This window comes from Empedobacter sp. UBA5528 (genome assembly GCF_002426075.1).
Lineage (GTDB): Bacteria > Bacteroidota > Bacteroidia > Flavobacteriales > Weeksellaceae > Empedobacter > Empedobacter falsenii_B.
In genome coordinates this window covers 34,429-50,752 of sequence record NZ_DINY01000044.1, presented here as the reverse complement: position 1 = coordinate 50,752, position 16,324 = coordinate 34,429, and the positions used below count along the sequence as shown (strand labels likewise).

At 30.4% G+C, this 16,324-nt stretch carries 14 protein-coding genes; 1 reads left to right on the top strand and 13 read right to left on the bottom strand.

The genetic code is table 11. The features are described from left to right. The first annotated feature begins 38 nt into the window (after positions 1 to 38). Positions 39 to 1,601 carry a M20/M25/M40 family metallo-hydrolase gene (locus tag B4L98_RS10110; RefSeq protein WP_125350368.1) on the top strand — a complete coding sequence of 521 codons (1,563 nt, stop codon included), beginning with the start codon at positions 39 to 41 and terminating at the stop codon, positions 1,599 to 1,601. Between the two features lie 51 nt (positions 1,602 to 1,652). Here the strand turns inward: B4L98_RS10110 and B4L98_RS10105 are convergent, their stop codons facing one another. From B4L98_RS10105 to B4L98_RS10045, 13 genes are read right to left on the bottom strand one after another with little or no spacing between them, the layout of a single operon-like run. Further along, entirely contained in the window at positions 1,653 to 2,960 is a 1,308-nt protein-coding gene (locus B4L98_RS10105; protein WP_291078174.1) for a phenylacetate--CoA ligase family protein, read from the bottom strand. Then, on the bottom strand, positions 2,939 to 4,600 hold the full coding sequence (locus tag B4L98_RS10100; RefSeq protein ID WP_291078172.1) for a C45 family autoproteolytic acyltransferase/hydolase: 1,662 nt from the start codon (positions 4,598 to 4,600) through the stop codon (positions 2,939 to 2,941). Before B4L98_RS10100 ends, B4L98_RS10105 begins: the two co-directional genes overlap by 22 nt. Further along, positions 4,587 to 6,158 carry a phytoene desaturase family protein gene (locus B4L98_RS10095; RefSeq protein WP_291078170.1) on the bottom strand — a complete coding sequence of 524 codons (1,572 nt, stop codon included), beginning with the start codon at positions 6,156 to 6,158 and terminating at the stop codon, positions 4,587 to 4,589. Before B4L98_RS10095 ends, B4L98_RS10100 begins: the two co-directional genes overlap by 14 nt. Further along, complete coding sequence (locus B4L98_RS10090; protein WP_286495632.1) at positions 6,133 to 9,792, bottom strand: MMPL family transporter; 3,660 nt, start codon at positions 9,790 to 9,792, stop codon at positions 6,133 to 6,135. Before B4L98_RS10090 ends, B4L98_RS10095 begins: the two co-directional genes overlap by 26 nt. Further along, positions 9,785 to 10,969, bottom strand: coding sequence for a DUF2062 domain-containing protein (locus B4L98_RS10085; protein ID WP_291065371.1), 1,185 nt, complete (start codon positions 10,967 to 10,969; stop codon positions 9,785 to 9,787). Before B4L98_RS10085 ends, B4L98_RS10090 begins: the two co-directional genes overlap by 8 nt. Before the next feature lie 3 nt (positions 10,970 to 10,972). Then, positions 10,973 to 11,455, bottom strand: coding sequence for a hypothetical protein (locus tag B4L98_RS10080; RefSeq protein WP_291065373.1), 483 nt, complete (start codon positions 11,453 to 11,455; stop codon positions 10,973 to 10,975). Further along, positions 11,455 to 11,826 carry a 3-hydroxyacyl-ACP dehydratase gene (locus B4L98_RS10075; RefSeq protein WP_125350372.1) on the bottom strand — a complete coding sequence of 124 codons (372 nt, stop codon included), beginning with the start codon at positions 11,824 to 11,826 and terminating at the stop codon, positions 11,455 to 11,457. The genes B4L98_RS10080 and B4L98_RS10075 overlap by 1 nt, the downstream gene beginning before the upstream one ends. A 56-nt stretch (positions 11,827 to 11,882) precedes the next feature. After that, positions 11,883 to 12,506, bottom strand: a complete 624-nt coding sequence (locus tag B4L98_RS10070) for a hypothetical protein (RefSeq protein ID WP_125350373.1) — start codon at positions 12,504 to 12,506, stop codon at positions 11,883 to 11,885. Beyond that, on the bottom strand, positions 12,484 to 13,110 hold the full coding sequence (locus tag B4L98_RS10065; RefSeq protein ID WP_409410633.1) for a LolA family protein: 627 nt from the start codon (positions 13,108 to 13,110) through the stop codon (positions 12,484 to 12,486). Before B4L98_RS10065 ends, B4L98_RS10070 begins: the two co-directional genes overlap by 23 nt. Beyond that, complete coding sequence (locus B4L98_RS10060) at positions 13,100 to 13,873, bottom strand: polysaccharide deacetylase family protein (protein WP_280051373.1); 774 nt, start codon at positions 13,871 to 13,873, stop codon at positions 13,100 to 13,102. The genes B4L98_RS10065 and B4L98_RS10060 overlap by 11 nt, the downstream gene beginning before the upstream one ends. Next, positions 13,870 to 14,859 carry a beta-ketoacyl synthase chain length factor gene (locus B4L98_RS10055; RefSeq protein ID WP_286495636.1) on the bottom strand — a complete coding sequence of 330 codons (990 nt, stop codon included), beginning with the start codon at positions 14,857 to 14,859 and terminating at the stop codon, positions 13,870 to 13,872. Before B4L98_RS10055 ends, B4L98_RS10060 begins: the two co-directional genes overlap by 4 nt. Beyond that, positions 14,856 to 16,052 (bottom strand): beta-ketoacyl-[acyl-carrier-protein] synthase family protein, encoded by a 1,197-nt coding sequence (locus B4L98_RS10050; RefSeq protein WP_280051371.1) that lies wholly within the window; start codon positions 16,050 to 16,052, stop codon positions 14,856 to 14,858. The genes B4L98_RS10055 and B4L98_RS10050 overlap by 4 nt, the downstream gene beginning before the upstream one ends. Then, positions 16,052 to 16,309 carry a phosphopantetheine-binding protein gene (locus tag B4L98_RS10045; RefSeq protein WP_019975316.1) on the bottom strand — a complete coding sequence of 86 codons (258 nt, stop codon included), beginning with the start codon at positions 16,307 to 16,309 and terminating at the stop codon, positions 16,052 to 16,054. The genes B4L98_RS10050 and B4L98_RS10045 overlap by 1 nt, the downstream gene beginning before the upstream one ends. Positions 16,310 to 16,324: the final 15 nt, after the last annotated feature.

Below are 16,324 nucleotides of genomic sequence, written 5' to 3'. Positions count from 1 at the left end.
CTAATTTGTAAAATTTATCACACGAAATTACTTTAATTATGAAATTGATTAACACATTAACCTACTCTACAATTGTATTATCGTCTATTGCGGTACATGCGCAAGCACAAGAAAAATTAGACCCAACTGTACAAAGTTTTGTAACCGAAATTCAAAATAATTCGCAGTTGAAGAAAATTTCGCACGAATTATTAGACGGAATCGGACCTCGTTTAGTAGGAACTCCACAAATGGATCAAGCAGGAGAATGGGCAATTAAAACGTTGAAATCTTGGGGAATTGATGCCCGCCGTGAAGATTATGGAACATGGAAAGCATGGGAGCGCGGAATAACGCATGTTGATATGACGTATCCAAGAGCAAAATCTATCGAAGCTACTCAATTAGCATGGTCACCAGCAACTAAAAAAGCTGTGAATGCAGATGCTATCGCAATGCCTGTTTTCAAAACAAAAGCTGAATTTGACGCATGGTTACCTTCTGTAAAAGGAAAAGTTGTTTTGATGTCACAAAACCAATCATATGGACGTTCTGATTATCAATACAAAGATTTTGGTTTAGAGGATTTGTATAAAAAAGTTACTGAAACAAGAAAAGCTGAAGCCGAAGCTTGGGCAAATTCTATAAAAGTGACAGGTTACAACAACAATACACTTCCAGAAGTTTTTGAGAAAAATGGAGCTGCAGCGGTTGCAATTTCTTATTGGACAGGAATTATGGGAGCAAATAGAATTTTTGGTGCAAAAACGAAAACTATCCCAATGTTAGATATTTCGAATGAAGATTACGGAATGTTATATCGTTTAGCTGAAAATGGAACTGCTCCAAAATTGACTGTTAATGCACAATCTAAACACAATGGAGTTGCGAAAACATTCAATATTATTGGAGAAATTAAAGGAAAAGAAAAACCAAACGAGTACATTATTCTTTCTGCTCACTTCGATTCTTGGGATGGAGCGCAAGGAGCAACAGATAACGGAACTGGAACTATCACAATGATGGAAACAATTCGTACAATCAAAAAATTATACCCAAATAACAAACGTACAATTTTGATTTGTTTATGGGGAAGTGAAGAACAAGGATTGAATGGTTCTCGTGCTTTTGTAGAAGATCATCCAGAAATTATTAAAAACACTCAAGCTGTATTTAACCAAGATAATGGAACAGGACGTGTAGTAAACATCAATGGATCTGGTTTTGAAAAATCATATGAATACATGACGCGCTGGTTACAAGCTGTTCCTAATTTTATTACGAAAGAAATCAAGACAGATTTCCCTGGAATGCCAAGTGGTGGAGGATCGGATCATGCATCTTTTATCGCTGCAGGAGCGCCAGCTTTCGGACTTAGTTCATTAAATTGGGGTTACGGTACGTATACTTGGCACACAAACAAAGATACGTATGATAAAATCGTTTTTGAAGAAGTACAAACGAATGCAATTTTGAGTGCTACTTTAACGATGATGGCAGATCAAGAAAAAGATTTAGTAAGTCGTGAGCGTCGTATTTTACCTAATGGTAGAGACGGAAAACAGCAAGAATGGCCAGAGGTTAAAAGCCCGGCAAGAAATTCTGATACTTATTTAAAATAAGATATTTTCAAATAAAAAGTCCACTTTCAGTGGACTTTTTATTTCATATATTTAACTTTCTCTATAATCAACAAACGTAATTGGTTTTCTACTTTCTGGCTTGAAAACAATTGATTGTAATTCTTCAAAAGTTTCAAATTTTATAGAAGGCGTTACGCGTAATTTTGCTCTGAAATAATCTTTTATTTTTGCTAAAAAATCATCGGTTTCGTCTGTTGAAACTAATCGAATTAAAATTTCATCTGTTCCAAATTCGTTCGAATAAATTTCGATTAAATGTAATTTGATTTCATCAAAATGATTCAAAATATCATGTAAAGCTGGCGGATACAAGGTTGTTCCTTTGTACTTTATCATATGTTGCTTTCTACCTTCAACTGGTCCTAATCGATACGAATTACTCCCGCATATACATTTATCGGAATGTTTGCGTACTAAATCACCTGTTTTAAAACGCAATAAAGGCATTCCTTCTATTCCTAATGTTGTAATTGTCAATTCACCTAATTCACCATCTTGTACAACTTCATTATTCTCGTCTAAAATTTCTGTGATAATCAAATCTGGCTGATGATGTCCTCCTACCGATTCATCACACTCTGTAAACGCGGTTCCCATCTCAGTTGAAGCATAAGTCGAAAAAAGTTGAATATCCCATTTCGAATTTATTTTTTGCGTCAACAAAGACGGATTCAAATCTTTATCACGCAACGACTCACCAATACATAAAACCGATTTTACGGATGAATTTTGATAATCGATGTTATTTTTCTCTGCATAATCTAACATTTTTAACAAAAAAGATGGAACAGCAACCAAAAATTTGGGTTGATATTTTAGGATCGAATCCCATTGCAATTGCGGAACACCAGCGCCAACACGAATAACGCCCGCGCCTATTTTTCTCAAACCAAGAAAATACGCCAAACCAGCCATAAAACGACGATCAATCGTTGTCATCAATTGTACAACATCACCTTTTTGAACACCAATTCGTTGAAAAGAATTCATTTCATTTGTTGCTAAACGATCCAAATCCTTATCCGTCAAACCAAAGGTTACAGGATCACCTAACGTTCCAGAAGTTGTGGAATAATCAATGATTTCAGTTGGCGGAACACATAAAAAATCGTTATTAAACTCTTGCAAATCATTTTTCGTTGTAACAGGAATTAATTTTAAATCTTCTGTTGTTTGAATAGATTGCCAATCAATTTGATATTTTTTGAATAAATCTTGATAAAATTTGGAATGCGTCGCAAGATATTTAATCTGTTCTTGAAGTTTCTGATTTTGAAATTCTTTAATCTCTTCTATAGATTGAAGTTCTATGGATGTTAACGCGTTTTTCGAGAACATTTGGATAATTTTTTCTGAATTTTATTTCGATCAGGAACTGTAGTCACCTCCTTTGTCAATGCTAATTTATAATAAAAACTCGCTTGTTGATAATCTTTCTGCTGAAAATAATAATCACCAACTTTGTCATAAACCAACCAAAAATCAGGATTATTCTGAATGTAACTTGTTAAAAAAGTTTCCTCAATCTTCTTGTTTTCTTTTATCAACTTACTTATTTGGTGTGTTTGTTCACGATATTTTTCATAATTAGAATAATCAGCAGATAAGACAAACTTGTCTTTTTCTATTCTCAAACTATCTACATTTAACATATAATTTGAAATAGAATCATTAAAAATTTTATTCAAATCATAAGCTGTAAACTCACCTAATTGATATGGATTTGACGAAACCCAAACCAATCGTTTATCTGGTTGAAAAACAACTGCGTGATGCGCCAATAGTTGATTCAAAGCCTTTTCATTTCCGTAACCTAATTTAGTGTTTTTCAAACCATTTGTATCACGCAATAATTCAACCATTTTAGTGGGATTTAGCTTATTTTCATTCGAAAGATGTTCTTCAATTTTTTCAAAACGATAAACCGAATGACTTTCCTCTTTTTGAATATTATTTCGCTTATCATCCAAATAAACATCACTCTGAAAATGGTTAGTACAAGCTAAATAAGGTTGATTTTGAACTTCATAAACACCAAACTTTTTAGGAGAAATTTCTATCAACACCACACGATGATCTTTTGAACTACCAATCATGATACTCTCAGAAACGAAAACCTTTTTAGTCTTTGCTATTTCAATTGCTTGATCAATCGTTGAGGCATATTGTAAAATTTCTAAAGCAACGAGAGAAATGGGCGTTTTTGCTTTAAGTGGAATAGAAGATTTTCCCGCATTTATCGTTACTGTAAGCCCTTCCAGATTCATTCCAGACGAAACACCAATCATTCCACCCCAAGTCACCGACATATATGGATAACCAGAATTTGGCTTGATAAACGAAATTATTTTATTCTTCGCAAAATCATCATTTGCATAAAAGTCAAAATTACGACCAATCAACAAACCTCCATCTTCAGATTTATTATCCAAAACAGCCAAAGATGAACAACCAACCAACATCAAATCATGCATAGCATGTCCTATATCGTGCGCTCCATGTAAAAAAAGGTTGCGATTATATTTATCTATTAACGAATCGTAGCGATTATTTGCAGACTCAGAAAGTCCATAAATTTGTACTTTATATTCATTATTGACATATTTATGTAAATCTCGATTATAATATTTGAGTACTTTGAAAAGAAATTTTCTGCGCTTTTCAGAAGGAATAAAATCAGTTATCAAATTCATGAAAGATTGCTCTTGAAAAGCATATAATTCTTTCGTTAAAACACCTGTTTTTTGACCAATTTCTAACGGATCTCCCGAAACAAAAAGTTCCCAATTTTGTGTTTTATTTTTCTTTAAAAAATTATTTTCAATATAAAAAAGTGAATCATTGATCTCATTTCTACTATATTGTTTTGATTGAAAAGTAGACAAATCAGGACGATTTTCTAAACTTTTTCTAATGCCACAAGATATAAACGTAAAAAAAATAAACGTAAAAAAGTAAATAGTTTTATTCATTCGCATTTAGTTTTATTTCACGATGAACTTTATTCATTAAATAGTCAGCACCAAGGATTTCGCAACATGTTACAAATGCACCAACCGTTACACCCAAAACTCCATGAACACGGACATTTTGACCAGTAAAAAACACATTTTTTACTTTTGATCTTGGTGAAATAAATGTTTTCATCGGATGATTACTATCTTTCAAATATCCATACATATTTCCTTTTTCAGAACCTATAAAATCGCGATAAGATAAAAGCGTAGAAGTATGAATTGAAGAAATTTTTTCTCTAATATCAGGAAATTTTTTCTCTAATTTACGAATGATTAATTCCGTTTTCTGACGTTTAAATTCTTCATATTCTTCTCCTCTATTTCCGTAATTATCATTAATATCAACATTATACGATTCTTCCCATTTTTGTACTTCATCAAACATCATATACGTCATAACCGTCATACTTTCCGAATACTCTTCATCTTTTTGATCCATACTAAATGTTGCAATGTATGTATTTGGCCAATCATTTGTAGTTTTTTCGTAGCTGTCCCACACATCATTTATCGAGTTAAAATGATAAATATTATGATTGATATAGGAAAAACTTTTTGGCTTAAAAACAATATAAATAGTAAATGCAGAAGGCGTTACTTCCAAGCTTTTGACGCGTCGAGAAAATGGTTTACCAAACTTACGCTCGCCTAACATATCTATTGTTTTTTTAATGTCAATATTCGAAATGAATAAATTACCAAAGAAACGTTTTCCTTTTGTTGTTTCACAACCAATTACTTCTTCATTCTCGTTTTGTACAAATGATTTTATTTCTTGGTATTTATAAATTTCACCTCCATATTTCTTCAGTTCTTTGATCAAAAGTTTCGCGATTTGGCTTCCTCCATTTACACATCTCCAAGCCGAATGTATATAAGAGTTAACTGAAAGCGCGTGTATGTACAAAGGCGTTTTCTCTGCTTGTCCTACATAAAGAAAATTATTTCCTACTAAAACCGCTTTCAAACGCTTATTTGTGAAAACCGAATCGATGTATTCTTTCGCATTAATCGACAAAAAATCTTCTTCATCAGCAAAAGTTCCGATATTCAAATTATACATAGGAAAAGCAGAACAAATTTCCTCTAATTTTTTGCTGTATTTGATTAAATTTTCTCTCTCTTCAGGAAAAAAAACAGCTAATTGATCAACAAAATTCTGATACGTTTGCGCAATTGGATATTCCTGAGAATCATCATCAAACGAAATCATATCAAAACCATTTTTATTCAACTGGCGCAATTTCAATTTGTCGGATATATTCAAATAACTGAAATAGTTATACAAATTTTCTCCTTTATCCAAACCTCCAACATAGTGAACACCAGTATCAAAAATTGTTTTATTTCGAACAAAAGTTTGCAAATTCCCTCCAAACTGATTGTTCTTTTCTAATACAACAACTTTCTTTCCTTCTTTTGCCAAAATAAGCGCAGAAACAAGTCCTCCCAAACCACTACCAATAACGACTACATCGTAATGAGATTCAGAATTATTTTGTGTAAATTGTGTATTCATTTGTTTCGGTTTGTTGGGCAAAACTTGTAAAAAGTGATTCGTCAATATTTCTATTCTTTAAAACAACAATTTTCTCAAATTGATTTATTGTTTCTTGATAAATATTTTCAATATCAGTAGAAATTAAAAGCGTCTTATAATCATCTATAACATCAAGATCAGAACGATATTCTAACGAACGAATTTTTGTAATGTAATTTGTTGCTGCAATCTCTCGCTTTTCTTCCTCTTTTACAAACGTTATTATTTTTCGGTTTGCTTGTTGCATCAATAATAAAAAATCAATTTGTCCAAAATCATTCGAAAAATGAACTATTTTTTCATCTTTTGTAAATGCATTATTTAATTGATGATAAACAGATTTATTCAAACTAAAATCCTTTTTTACAACTTGAATAATTTCAGATTCTTTGTACAAAAAACTTAAAAATAATTTCTGTTTCCAATAGTTTTTATCTTCATATTTATCTCGAATTTCTTGAAAATTATTTTTAAATTCCTTACTGATTCTTTTAGTTCGTTCTGAATAATTCAAACCATAGTTTTCATCATTCCAAGCAATTCTTTTACCTATTATTGAATAAATATGTCCATCAAAAATTAAAAAATCTCCTTTTGGAATAATCTCTGAATTTCCATGAATATAAATTGGTAAAATATCAAGTTTCAATTTCTCCGCCAAATAAAATGCACCTTTATGAAAACGATTAATATTATTCGTTCGAGAACGTGTTCCTTCAGGGAAAATCATCAACGAAAACTCATTCCCAATTCGAGTTTTAATCTCTTCAATATTATTTTCAACACCGTTTGAAACAGGATAAAAACCTGCCATTTTCACAGCTCGACCAAAAATCGGCGATTTATAAACCCAATCGTTCACTAAGAACACAATTTTAGGCGTACACATTCCAATCGCCAACGTATCCAAGAACGAAGTGTGATTCGCAATTATGATTGACTGTTTCTTGAAGTCTTCTTGATTTGGATTAATAATTTTCTTGACAACCGTTGGCTTTAACATCAACACAGATTTCATAAAAGTTGACATTCCCCATCCAAAAAGTTTATATTTTTTTTCTTTCGAGATTGGTAAAATAAGCATAAAAAATCGAAGGATTAAAGACGTTATTGTACCAAATAATCCAAAATAAATGAAGAAAATCCCACTTTGAATTGCCAACCACAACGTCATTGGAGATTTACCTTTTTTAGGACGATTTGAGATGAAAAATCGAAATAAAATTGGGTAGAAAATAAATGTAATCACTAGTGCCGCCACAACTCCAACTAAAGAAACTGATGCGATTGATTTCAACGCTGGATGTTTAGCAAAAATAAGTGCTCCAATTGCTAAAATTGTCGTGATAACTGCTAACAAAATCGAAGTGCGATAAGTAGGCATTTCATCTTTTCCGGTCGTATATTCTTTTTGTAAAGCACTCGTCATAAAAATACTAAAATCAACACCATGACCAAAAACCAATGTACAAACAATACTGCTAAAAATATTGAATTTAATATCAAAAAGTCCCATCAATCCAGCAGTAACCAAGCCCGATAACGCAATAGGAATCGCACTGATAATAACCAATTCTATACGTCGAAAGAAATACCACAATATTAATAACACAGCAATAAATGAGTAATTGACAAGATTATTAAAATCTGTCACTAAATTTCCTAAAAAATTTTCGTTTAACTGTTTGCGATCAATTACAATTGTTTCTTTATTATGATATTGTTTGATGAAGTTTTCTCGGCTTTCTTCCTTTAATTTTACTAAAGTAGAAATCGTATAAAAACCTTTTTTTTGCGAAACAAATTCTTCAAAAAGCGACGGATTAAATGCTCTATAATCTTCTAAATTTAAAGGTTGATATGCTTTATCAAAAATTGAGAAAAATTGATTATAAATTTCTTTTTTGAAACCATATTTTTTTCCATCCTTGATAAATTCATTCTTTACAAAATTCACTTTATCTGAATTCCAAAAATTTTTCCAATCATATATTTTTTCTTGTTGAACAGAAATTGGTAAAATCAACGATTGAATAGAATTATAACTTAAAATCTCATCTCTATTTTCTGCTTTTTGTAACTTATTTGTTAACGCAATATTTTCATTTAATACGTCTTCTACATTGTTTCCATAATTGACAACATACAACGATTTTGAGATAGAATTAGACGATGTTTCTAACTTTTGTTCCGCTATTTTTTGATCGGTTGGAACGTAATTCAATTTGGATAAATCTTTATCAAAATTGACATTATTAAACGTAAAACAACTCACAATAATCAAAAGAACACAAGCACCAATCAATATCTTGTTATTATGAAATGAAAAGAACGCTAACTTCTCTATTATTGAAGAATTATTTTCAATCGCATCTTGTTTTGGATGATATAAATGTGGAATAATCAATAAAGAAAAAATACCAGAAACAATAACTGTTATTCCAGCAAAAATTCCTAAATCTTTCAACACATCTGATTTCACAAAAAGTAAACACAAAAATGCAATCGCTGTTGTCGTACAGCTCATGATTAACGGTTTCGTAATCTCTCTAAACAATGTTTTAGAATCGCTATTGTGCTTATAATGCGTCATGATATGCAGCGAATAATCAATTGTTATTCCTAATAAAACTGCTCCAATACTCAATGAAATTGCAGAAATTGTACCTTGAATAAAATACAAAAGTGCCAAAGCGAAGAAAAAACCAAAAACGGAAGGAATAAAAATAATTATCGGAATGTAAATTTTTCGATAGAATACAATTAAAATGATCATTAATGTAATCATCGAAATCAAAACGGTTGTTATAATATCTTGTTTAATTTGTTTTGCATTCGCAACTGCAATAAAGCTTGAACCGAAATAACTCAATGTTGATTTTCCGCTATATTCTGGATTTAAATGCTGTTGAATTTCTTCTAAACGATTAACAAATTCAGTATTATGTTCTGTTTCACTTCCTGAAAATTTAGGATTGATAAAAAGAAATAATTTCGAATGATCTTTCGTCACAATAAATCCATTGTAAACTTCGAAATCATCCGTCAAATTCTTTTCTTTTAAACGATTTAATGCAACAAAAGTCAACCCAAGCGGATCTTTCAACATAAATTCTTTTGAAACAATTCCAGTCGGTGTAATCAAACTTTTGTAATTACTTTCAACAATAGAAGCAATCGAATCTTTTAAGAGTTTTTGTTCTAACTTTTTATAATCTTCTTTCTCTAAAAAAAGTGGCAAATTTTGATGAACGAAATCAAAAGTCGAAGCAAAATTATCTAAATCATATTGACCTTGAATATCATTATAATAATTACTTAACGGCTGAACACTATCTAAAAAATCTGTTGCTTGCGCCGTCATATCATCCAACGTTCCAGCTTTATCTTTTTCGATAATCACCGCAACTTTATCCGTAAATTTTAATTGAGCAATAACCTTTGCCATTGCATCATTTTTCTCATCTTTCGGAATGATTCGCGTAATATCTTCTTCAAATTTTAGTCGATTTGAAAAAAAAACACAACCAAGTAAAAAGAGAATAAAAAATAATACACTCAACCATTTATTTGCCTTGATTTGTAAAAATATGTTGTAGAAAAATTTATGCATTCTTAATTGTCTTTTGACTGAAATAAATTAATAAAAAATAACTTACAATTCCACTAACAATACTACAAAAAGTAGCTAAAACTAAACTTCCGACAATATAACGAAGCAGATTTTTTTTGATAATTTCAAAAGAAACCAAACTCAAATCCAATTGAAAATTGTCTTGCAAAATAAATCCCCCAGTCAACAAAGAAAGATAAATAATTATCGGAATCATTGGCGGAATACTAATGTTGGAACAAAAGAAACTAATCACTTTATTAAGACGAAACATCGACGCTAAAAAAATGGATAAAAAAGTTTGAAAGCCCCAAAATGGTGCAATTCCAAGAAAAATTCCCAAAGCAATTGAAAGCGCTTTTACTTTATTGCTATCATTACTCCCTAGAATATCTTCTTTAATGAATGTTCGTATATTTTTTTTTTTGAAACTGAAGAAAAAATTTCGTGGTTTGATGTAAAAAATCGTCAAAAAAACCAGAAAAGTATTCAAAATACTAATTCTCGTAAAATCTTGAAATGGACGAAAATGTGAAACTCGTTCGTTTGGATCGTACAAAATATCAATCGGAATATTGGTCACCTCAACTCCTTTCCAAGCTGTTCGTACAATAATCTCAATTTCGAATTCGAATTTATTTGTCCAAAACTTTTTCGGAATAAATTTCAACGGATACAAACGATAACCAGATTGTGTATCATTCAGCTTAATTCCAGTCTCGAACCAAAACCAAAAGTTAGAAAACTTATTTCCAAAACTACTTTTCTTCGGAATTCCATCTTGCTCCATTTGACGACTTCCAATAATTAAAACAGGCTTATTTTTTTGATCTAATTCTGTAATAAAATTTGGAATATCATATGGAAAATGTTGACCGTCAGAATCGATTGTCAATGCATAATGGTAGCCTTTTTCTCGCGCAGTTTTAAAACCAATACGAAGTGCATTTCCTTTTCCTTTGTTCTCTGGAAGTTCAATTACAATAAACTGATTCTGATAATCTTTTAAAATTTCAGAAGTAGAATCCGTCGATCCATCATTTATAACTATAATTTGATTCGTGTAATCTAAAACTCCGTCAATCACACGCTTCAATGTTTTATGATTGTTGTAAGTCGGAATAAGTACACAAACTTTTTGTTCGTCTATTTTATGTCGAATAATCGAAAAATCCATTGATTAATTTAGTTTTTTCAGCTGTTGCGCTGTAAAAGTATTGTATTTTTTGGCGTACGATTTCACCAAAGTTTTTACTTCTTTTGGTGCAGAACTAAAATTTTCGACAATAAATGTTTTATCTTCTTGTATATTTTGATTGTATTTGATAAACTTTGGAATATTCTCTTGAATAATCAATCGAATTAAACGATTTTCAACATCTTTAGAGTCTTTTTTTATCGAATTATTGATCAAAGTTGCTCCATCTGTAAAATATTGTTTCTTCGTTTCCTTATCTTTTATATACCTTGCTTTCAGAATTTTAGACGCACCTTTATATGCAATAATTGTTTGATTATCACCTGAATAATTATCTAATTTATTATACAAAATAGATACATTATTCGATGATTTTGAAGCGTTTTCAAAATCTGTTCTCAATTCGGATAAGGTTAATCCAAAGAAAAATGAAACCGATAAAAAAATAGATAATAGAGTTTTCATTAATCTAAAACTTTATAAATTGCACTAAATTTTAACGCATTTGTCGTTTCAAAAAATGAAGAATTTTTCACTTTCACTTCATTATTTTCACAAACAACATTCAAACTCAAATCCAAAATAGGATTAATAAACGGATTTATTGTCGCCATAAATTTCACATTCGAAACTTTAGACAAAAACAAATCTTTCGAAACAAAACCTTCTGTTATCTCCTTTATTATCTGCATCATGCAAACACCAGGTGTAATTGGGTTATTTGGAAAATGACCTTCGAAAACTTGATGATTTGGATTTAATTCAATTTGAACTTTAAAATTATTTTCATCAATTTTCTCAGTATTTTTAATGATATATAGATTAGGAATAAGCATTTGTAATAGTTTTGAGTTACAAATATAATCTAAAAAAAGATGATTTGTACGTTAGTTTACTCTTCCTCTAATTGTATATTTACTTTTGTAAGTGTGATACTTAAATTGAAGTGATTATGTTTGATTAAAATCTGATCAGGAAAATCTGTTTGATCTCCTGAAAATTGATTAATCGTTTTTATTTTATTCTTCTTTAAATGAACCAATTCTTTAAAATAATTTGATTCATTCTTAGCAAAAATTAAACTCACTTCTTTTGATTTTAAAATCGTTTGATCTGTCGTTTTTATATGCTCATCAACTTGAAAATCATTCTTAAAAATAGCTTGTAAATCTTCTGCAAGAGTTTTTACAACCACTTTTTTTTTCAAATCTGGCATTACATAATTCAATGTATAATCGTGGTCTGTAACTGACAAATCGAATAACGTATTCCCAAAATCAGACGTCATTACCACACGATGCGAGTTGTAACCCAATTTTTTCACAACAAAATTACCTTTCATTTCCTTTTTCATGAACGTAATCTTGAAACGATAACTATACTCTTTATCAGTTGAACTAAAATATGGGTTCAAAAACTCCCTTTCATCCTTTTGTTGTTCTTGTATATCAGCAATTTTGTAAGTCGTTCCACAAGAGGTTAAAATGAAAAAACTAAGGATTAAAAACAGACGCATTTATTGTTTTATTTAAAGATTTGTTGGTAAATAAAATTTTCGTGTAATCATCCGAAGGTTCAATTAATTTGACTTCTGTAACCGTTGATTGACCTGAATAAAACGTCAACTGAATTTCTTTGATGTACTTTTTTACATCCTTTATTTTTGGTTGTAATTTTGCAATTCGAGATTTATCAGTTTTCGCAAAAGTTATGATAAAATCGTTTGTATCAAACAAATTTCCACTTACACTTCCGACAATTAATTGATTTAATTTTTCAAATTTTTTATTTCCTTGTAAATCTACACTCGATTTTTTCCCTTCATCATTAATGTAAATTTTTCCATTGTTAAAAATCACATTATAATCAATTGGTTGTGTATAATTCCAACGCATCGCTTTAGGATTTTGCAAGTACAATTTTCCTTTCGAAACAATTGGTTTATCCAAGAAACTCATCACTTTATATTGTGTAAAATCAGCCGTCAACGTTTGTATTTTCTTAGAATCAGCTATAATATCTTTTTTGAAATTCTCAATTTCAGCATTACTCATTTTACTTTCTTGCGCAAAAATTGTCAAGTGAAAAAAAGCTAATAAAATGAAGATTTTAGTTTTCATATACATCAATTTTCAAGAGTTCATTTAATGGAACTACTTTATAATTTTCCTTTTGTAAAAATACGAATAATTGCTCTAAAACATTCGCAGTTTTGTCTGAAGTATCGTGCATCAAAATAATAGAACCAGGCTTTATTCGACCAGTAATTCGGTTCAATAATTTTTTTTCATCATTGATAACTGTATCCAAAGAACGAATATCCCAACCAATTACATTATGTTGTGTTTTATTTAAAGCCTTTGCTATATGTGGATTTGTGACACCAAAAGGTGGTCTAAAAATTTTCGTCGTAACGTTTATTTTTTCTCCAATAAGTTGATTGGTAGAAACGATTTCATCAATGATTTTTTCTGTTGAATAAAAACCATTTTTAGAAGAGTGATGAAATGTATGATTCCCTATCAAATGTCCTGATTGATGAGTTATTTCAAGAATTTCAGGATAATTTTCGATTTGTCTACCAATGCAAAAAAAAGTTGCTTTTGCACTATTTTTTTCTAAAATGGTTAAAATTCTTAGTGTAAATTCCGTCGGTCCATCATCAAAAGTAAGAGAAATTATTTTCTCTGAATGATTATTTCCTCGATGATAAGCTTTCAAAAAATAGTTAAATCGAATTTCAAAAGCTCCAAAAATTGTCAATAACAACCAAATAATAAAAGGTATAAACAAATAAAAAAAAGACAAACCTTTTGTAAAACAACCAATTGATAAACAAATTAGTATAACTACAAAAAGGATTGTGACTACTCTGAATTTCATATCGATTGAAGCAATACTAAACTCAAATCTTTACCTTTATGACCATTCACTAAAAGTACGTTTTTATAACTTTCAGCTTTTACGTCATTCTTTTTGAATTGGTTTGGTAAAGTTTGATTTTTCAATAATTCACAACCTAACACAAATCCGAAAGCAGAGGAAGTTCCAAATTCTCCAATAAAATCTTTGTATCCAAATAACTCAAGTTGATTTAAATCATTAATATTCAATAAATTTTCACCAGAAATAATCGAATCAATATCGGTTAAATCAATATGATTCAATTGAATGAATTTTAAAATTTCGGAATATAAATCTTCAAATTGATTTAAAATAGAAACATCTAAAACTTTTGTATAAGAATTTTCATTTCTTTTATTAGATAAAACACAAAAATGAGCACCTTCACTATATTTAATTCCTTGATTTTCTTCTGATTCAATCTCACCAATTAATTGTAACAACTGATATGTTCTTTCTCCAATTTCATCAATTCCACCAACCAAAACGTTATTTACTTCTTGATTTTCAACTTGTAAAAAACCATCTAGAAGTGCATTTTCAAACGAATTAAAACCATTTGTATACGTGAAATTATACGCATTACAACCAAGATGCAAAGCAATTTGAGAACCAACTGTATTGTGCGTAGATTGAATAAAAGCTGTTGGCGTCAAAAACTCTTCTTTGTTTTGAATAATATTTGTCAAAAACTTCTCAGAATCAACCAAACAACCCAAAGCAGTTCCAGTAATTATTGCTTCTGGTTGTTTAATTCCTGCCTCATTCAATGCTTTTAGAGAAGAATAAATTCCCATTTTTACACCAGAAGCCATTCTACGACTCATCGCAGGAGAAATAATATCTTTTAACGAAGGCGATTTTGCCTTAGTAATAGAAGCTTCTAAAGGAAGAAAATCATCAGTTATTATATCTATAAATCGCACATTTACAAAGCCTAATCCGTTTACAAATACTTCTTTCATGATTTAGAAAAAATTAAAGTTGAACAATTTCCTCCAAAACCAAACGAATTTGATAACACATATTCAATATCTTTCTTTTCCAATTTTGTGGTCGGAAAGATATTCAACTCTTCAATCGGAGATTGAAAATTAAGATTTGGATAAACAAGATTATGTTGAATACTCAACAAACTGAATACCGCTTCTACACTCGCTGCAGCAGCCAACGTATGACCTGTAAATGGTTTTGTAGAACTAAAATTAGGGACATTTTCTCGGAAAATTCTCTTCAAAGCTCGACCTTCTGTTATATCATTATTGTTTGTTGCAGTTCCATGAACATTAATATAATCGATTTCTGAAGGCTGAATAATAGAAGTTTCGAACGCTTTTTTCATCGCCAAATACGCTCCTTCTCCATTTTCAGACGAAGCTGTTTGATGAAATGCATCATTAGCATTTCCAGCACCAACTAAATAACCAAGAACTTTTTTATTTGACTTTTGAACTGATTCTTCTGATTCTAAAACTAAATAAGCTGCTGCTTCACCAAGATTTAGACCTTTTCGATTTTCATCAAATGGTTGATTAAACTCATCACTCAAAATCATCAAACTTTTGAATCCATTAATGGTAAATTTTGACAAAGCATCCGTTCCGCCAACAATCACTCTATCTAATTTTCCTGAATTAATCAAGCGCGCTCCATACATAATCGCATTCGCAGCCGAAGAACAAGCCGTACTAATTGTAGAAACAAAGCCTTTCAAACCAATTTCATTTGCAATTTGATTGGAAGAAGCGCCCGCATCGTGACTCGAAATATACTTTTGTTTCTCGGGCAGGTTTTCATAATCCAAAAAATAATTTTCCGTCATATCCATTCCTCCCACACTTGTCGAAGAAATCAGTCCTGTTCTGACTTCATTTACGTTTTCGATTCCTGCATTTTTCAGAGCTTCTTTCACAGCTATTAGTCCTAACATCGCTGTTCGAGAGAAATTATTCTCTGAAGATAAGTTTAAAAAAGTTGCTAATTCATCATTCGATAATTTAATTTCACCTACAAAAATTTCATTTTTATGAATAGAATCAAAATTTTCAAGGCATGATAAACCATGCTTTTGATGAATTAATGAATCGAAATTCTCTTCGACATTCTTACCAATTGCCGAAATAATTCCCATTCCTGTTATTCCAACTTTTTTATGCATTATTTTGTTCTATTTTTTTCAATATAATCTGCCATTACTTCTACCGATTGAAAGATTGTTTTTCCTTCTTTTGGATCAGTAATTTTGATTCCATATTCTTTATCCAATAAAACAATCAACTCCAAAGCATCGATTGAATCTAATCCCAAACCGTCACCAAATAAAGGATCATCATTTTTGATATCCTCTACTGATACATCTTCAAGGTTTAAAATTTCGATAATTTTTACTTTTAAGTCGTTAATTAAATTTTCCATAGTATTTTTTATTGT

What these genes read in the sequence shown, in the direction of transcription:
- B4L98_RS10070 (WP_125350373.1), bottom strand. Translation starts at nt 12,506, where the DNA reads ATGCGTCTGTTTTTAATCCTTAGTTTTTTCATTTTAACCTCTTGTGGA.
- B4L98_RS10075 (WP_125350372.1), bottom strand. Translation starts at nt 11,826, where the DNA reads ATGCTTATTCCTAATCTATATATCATTAAAAATACTGAGAAAATTGAT.
- B4L98_RS10055 (WP_286495636.1), bottom strand. Translation starts at nt 14,859, where the DNA reads ATGAAAGAAGTATTTGTAAACGGATTAGGCTTTGTAAATGTGCGATTT.
- B4L98_RS10045 (WP_019975316.1), bottom strand. Translation starts at nt 16,309, where the DNA reads ATGGAAAATTTAATTAACGACTTAAAAGTAAAAATTATCGAAATTTTA.
- B4L98_RS10095 (WP_291078170.1), bottom strand. Translation starts at nt 6,158, where the DNA reads ATGAATACACAATTTACACAAAATAATTCTGAATCTCATTACGATGTA.
- B4L98_RS10090 (WP_286495632.1), bottom strand. Translation starts at nt 9,792, where the DNA reads ATGCATAAATTTTTCTACAACATATTTTTACAAATCAAGGCAAATAAA.
- B4L98_RS10050 (WP_280051371.1), bottom strand. Translation starts at nt 16,052, where the DNA reads ATGCATAAAAAAGTTGGAATAACAGGAATGGGAATTATTTCGGCAATT.
- B4L98_RS10085 (WP_291065371.1), bottom strand. Translation starts at nt 10,969, where the DNA reads ATGGATTTTTCGATTATTCGACATAAAATAGACGAACAAAAAGTTTGT.
- B4L98_RS10080 (WP_291065373.1), bottom strand. Translation starts at nt 11,455, where the DNA reads ATGAAAACTCTATTATCTATTTTTTTATCGGTTTCATTTTTCTTTGGA.
- B4L98_RS10110 (WP_125350368.1), top strand. Translation starts at nt 39, where the DNA reads ATGAAATTGATTAACACATTAACCTACTCTACAATTGTATTATCGTCT.
- B4L98_RS10065 (WP_409410633.1), bottom strand. Translation starts at nt 13,110, where the DNA reads ATGAAAACTAAAATCTTCATTTTATTAGCTTTTTTTCACTTGACAATT.
- B4L98_RS10060 (WP_280051373.1), bottom strand. Translation starts at nt 13,873, where the DNA reads ATGAAATTCAGAGTAGTCACAATCCTTTTTGTAGTTATACTAATTTGT.
- B4L98_RS10105 (WP_291078174.1), bottom strand. Translation starts at nt 2,960, where the DNA reads ATGTTCTCGAAAAACGCGTTAACATCCATAGAACTTCAATCTATAGAA.
- B4L98_RS10100 (WP_291078172.1), bottom strand. Translation starts at nt 4,600, where the DNA reads ATGCGAATGAATAAAACTATTTACTTTTTTACGTTTATTTTTTTTACG.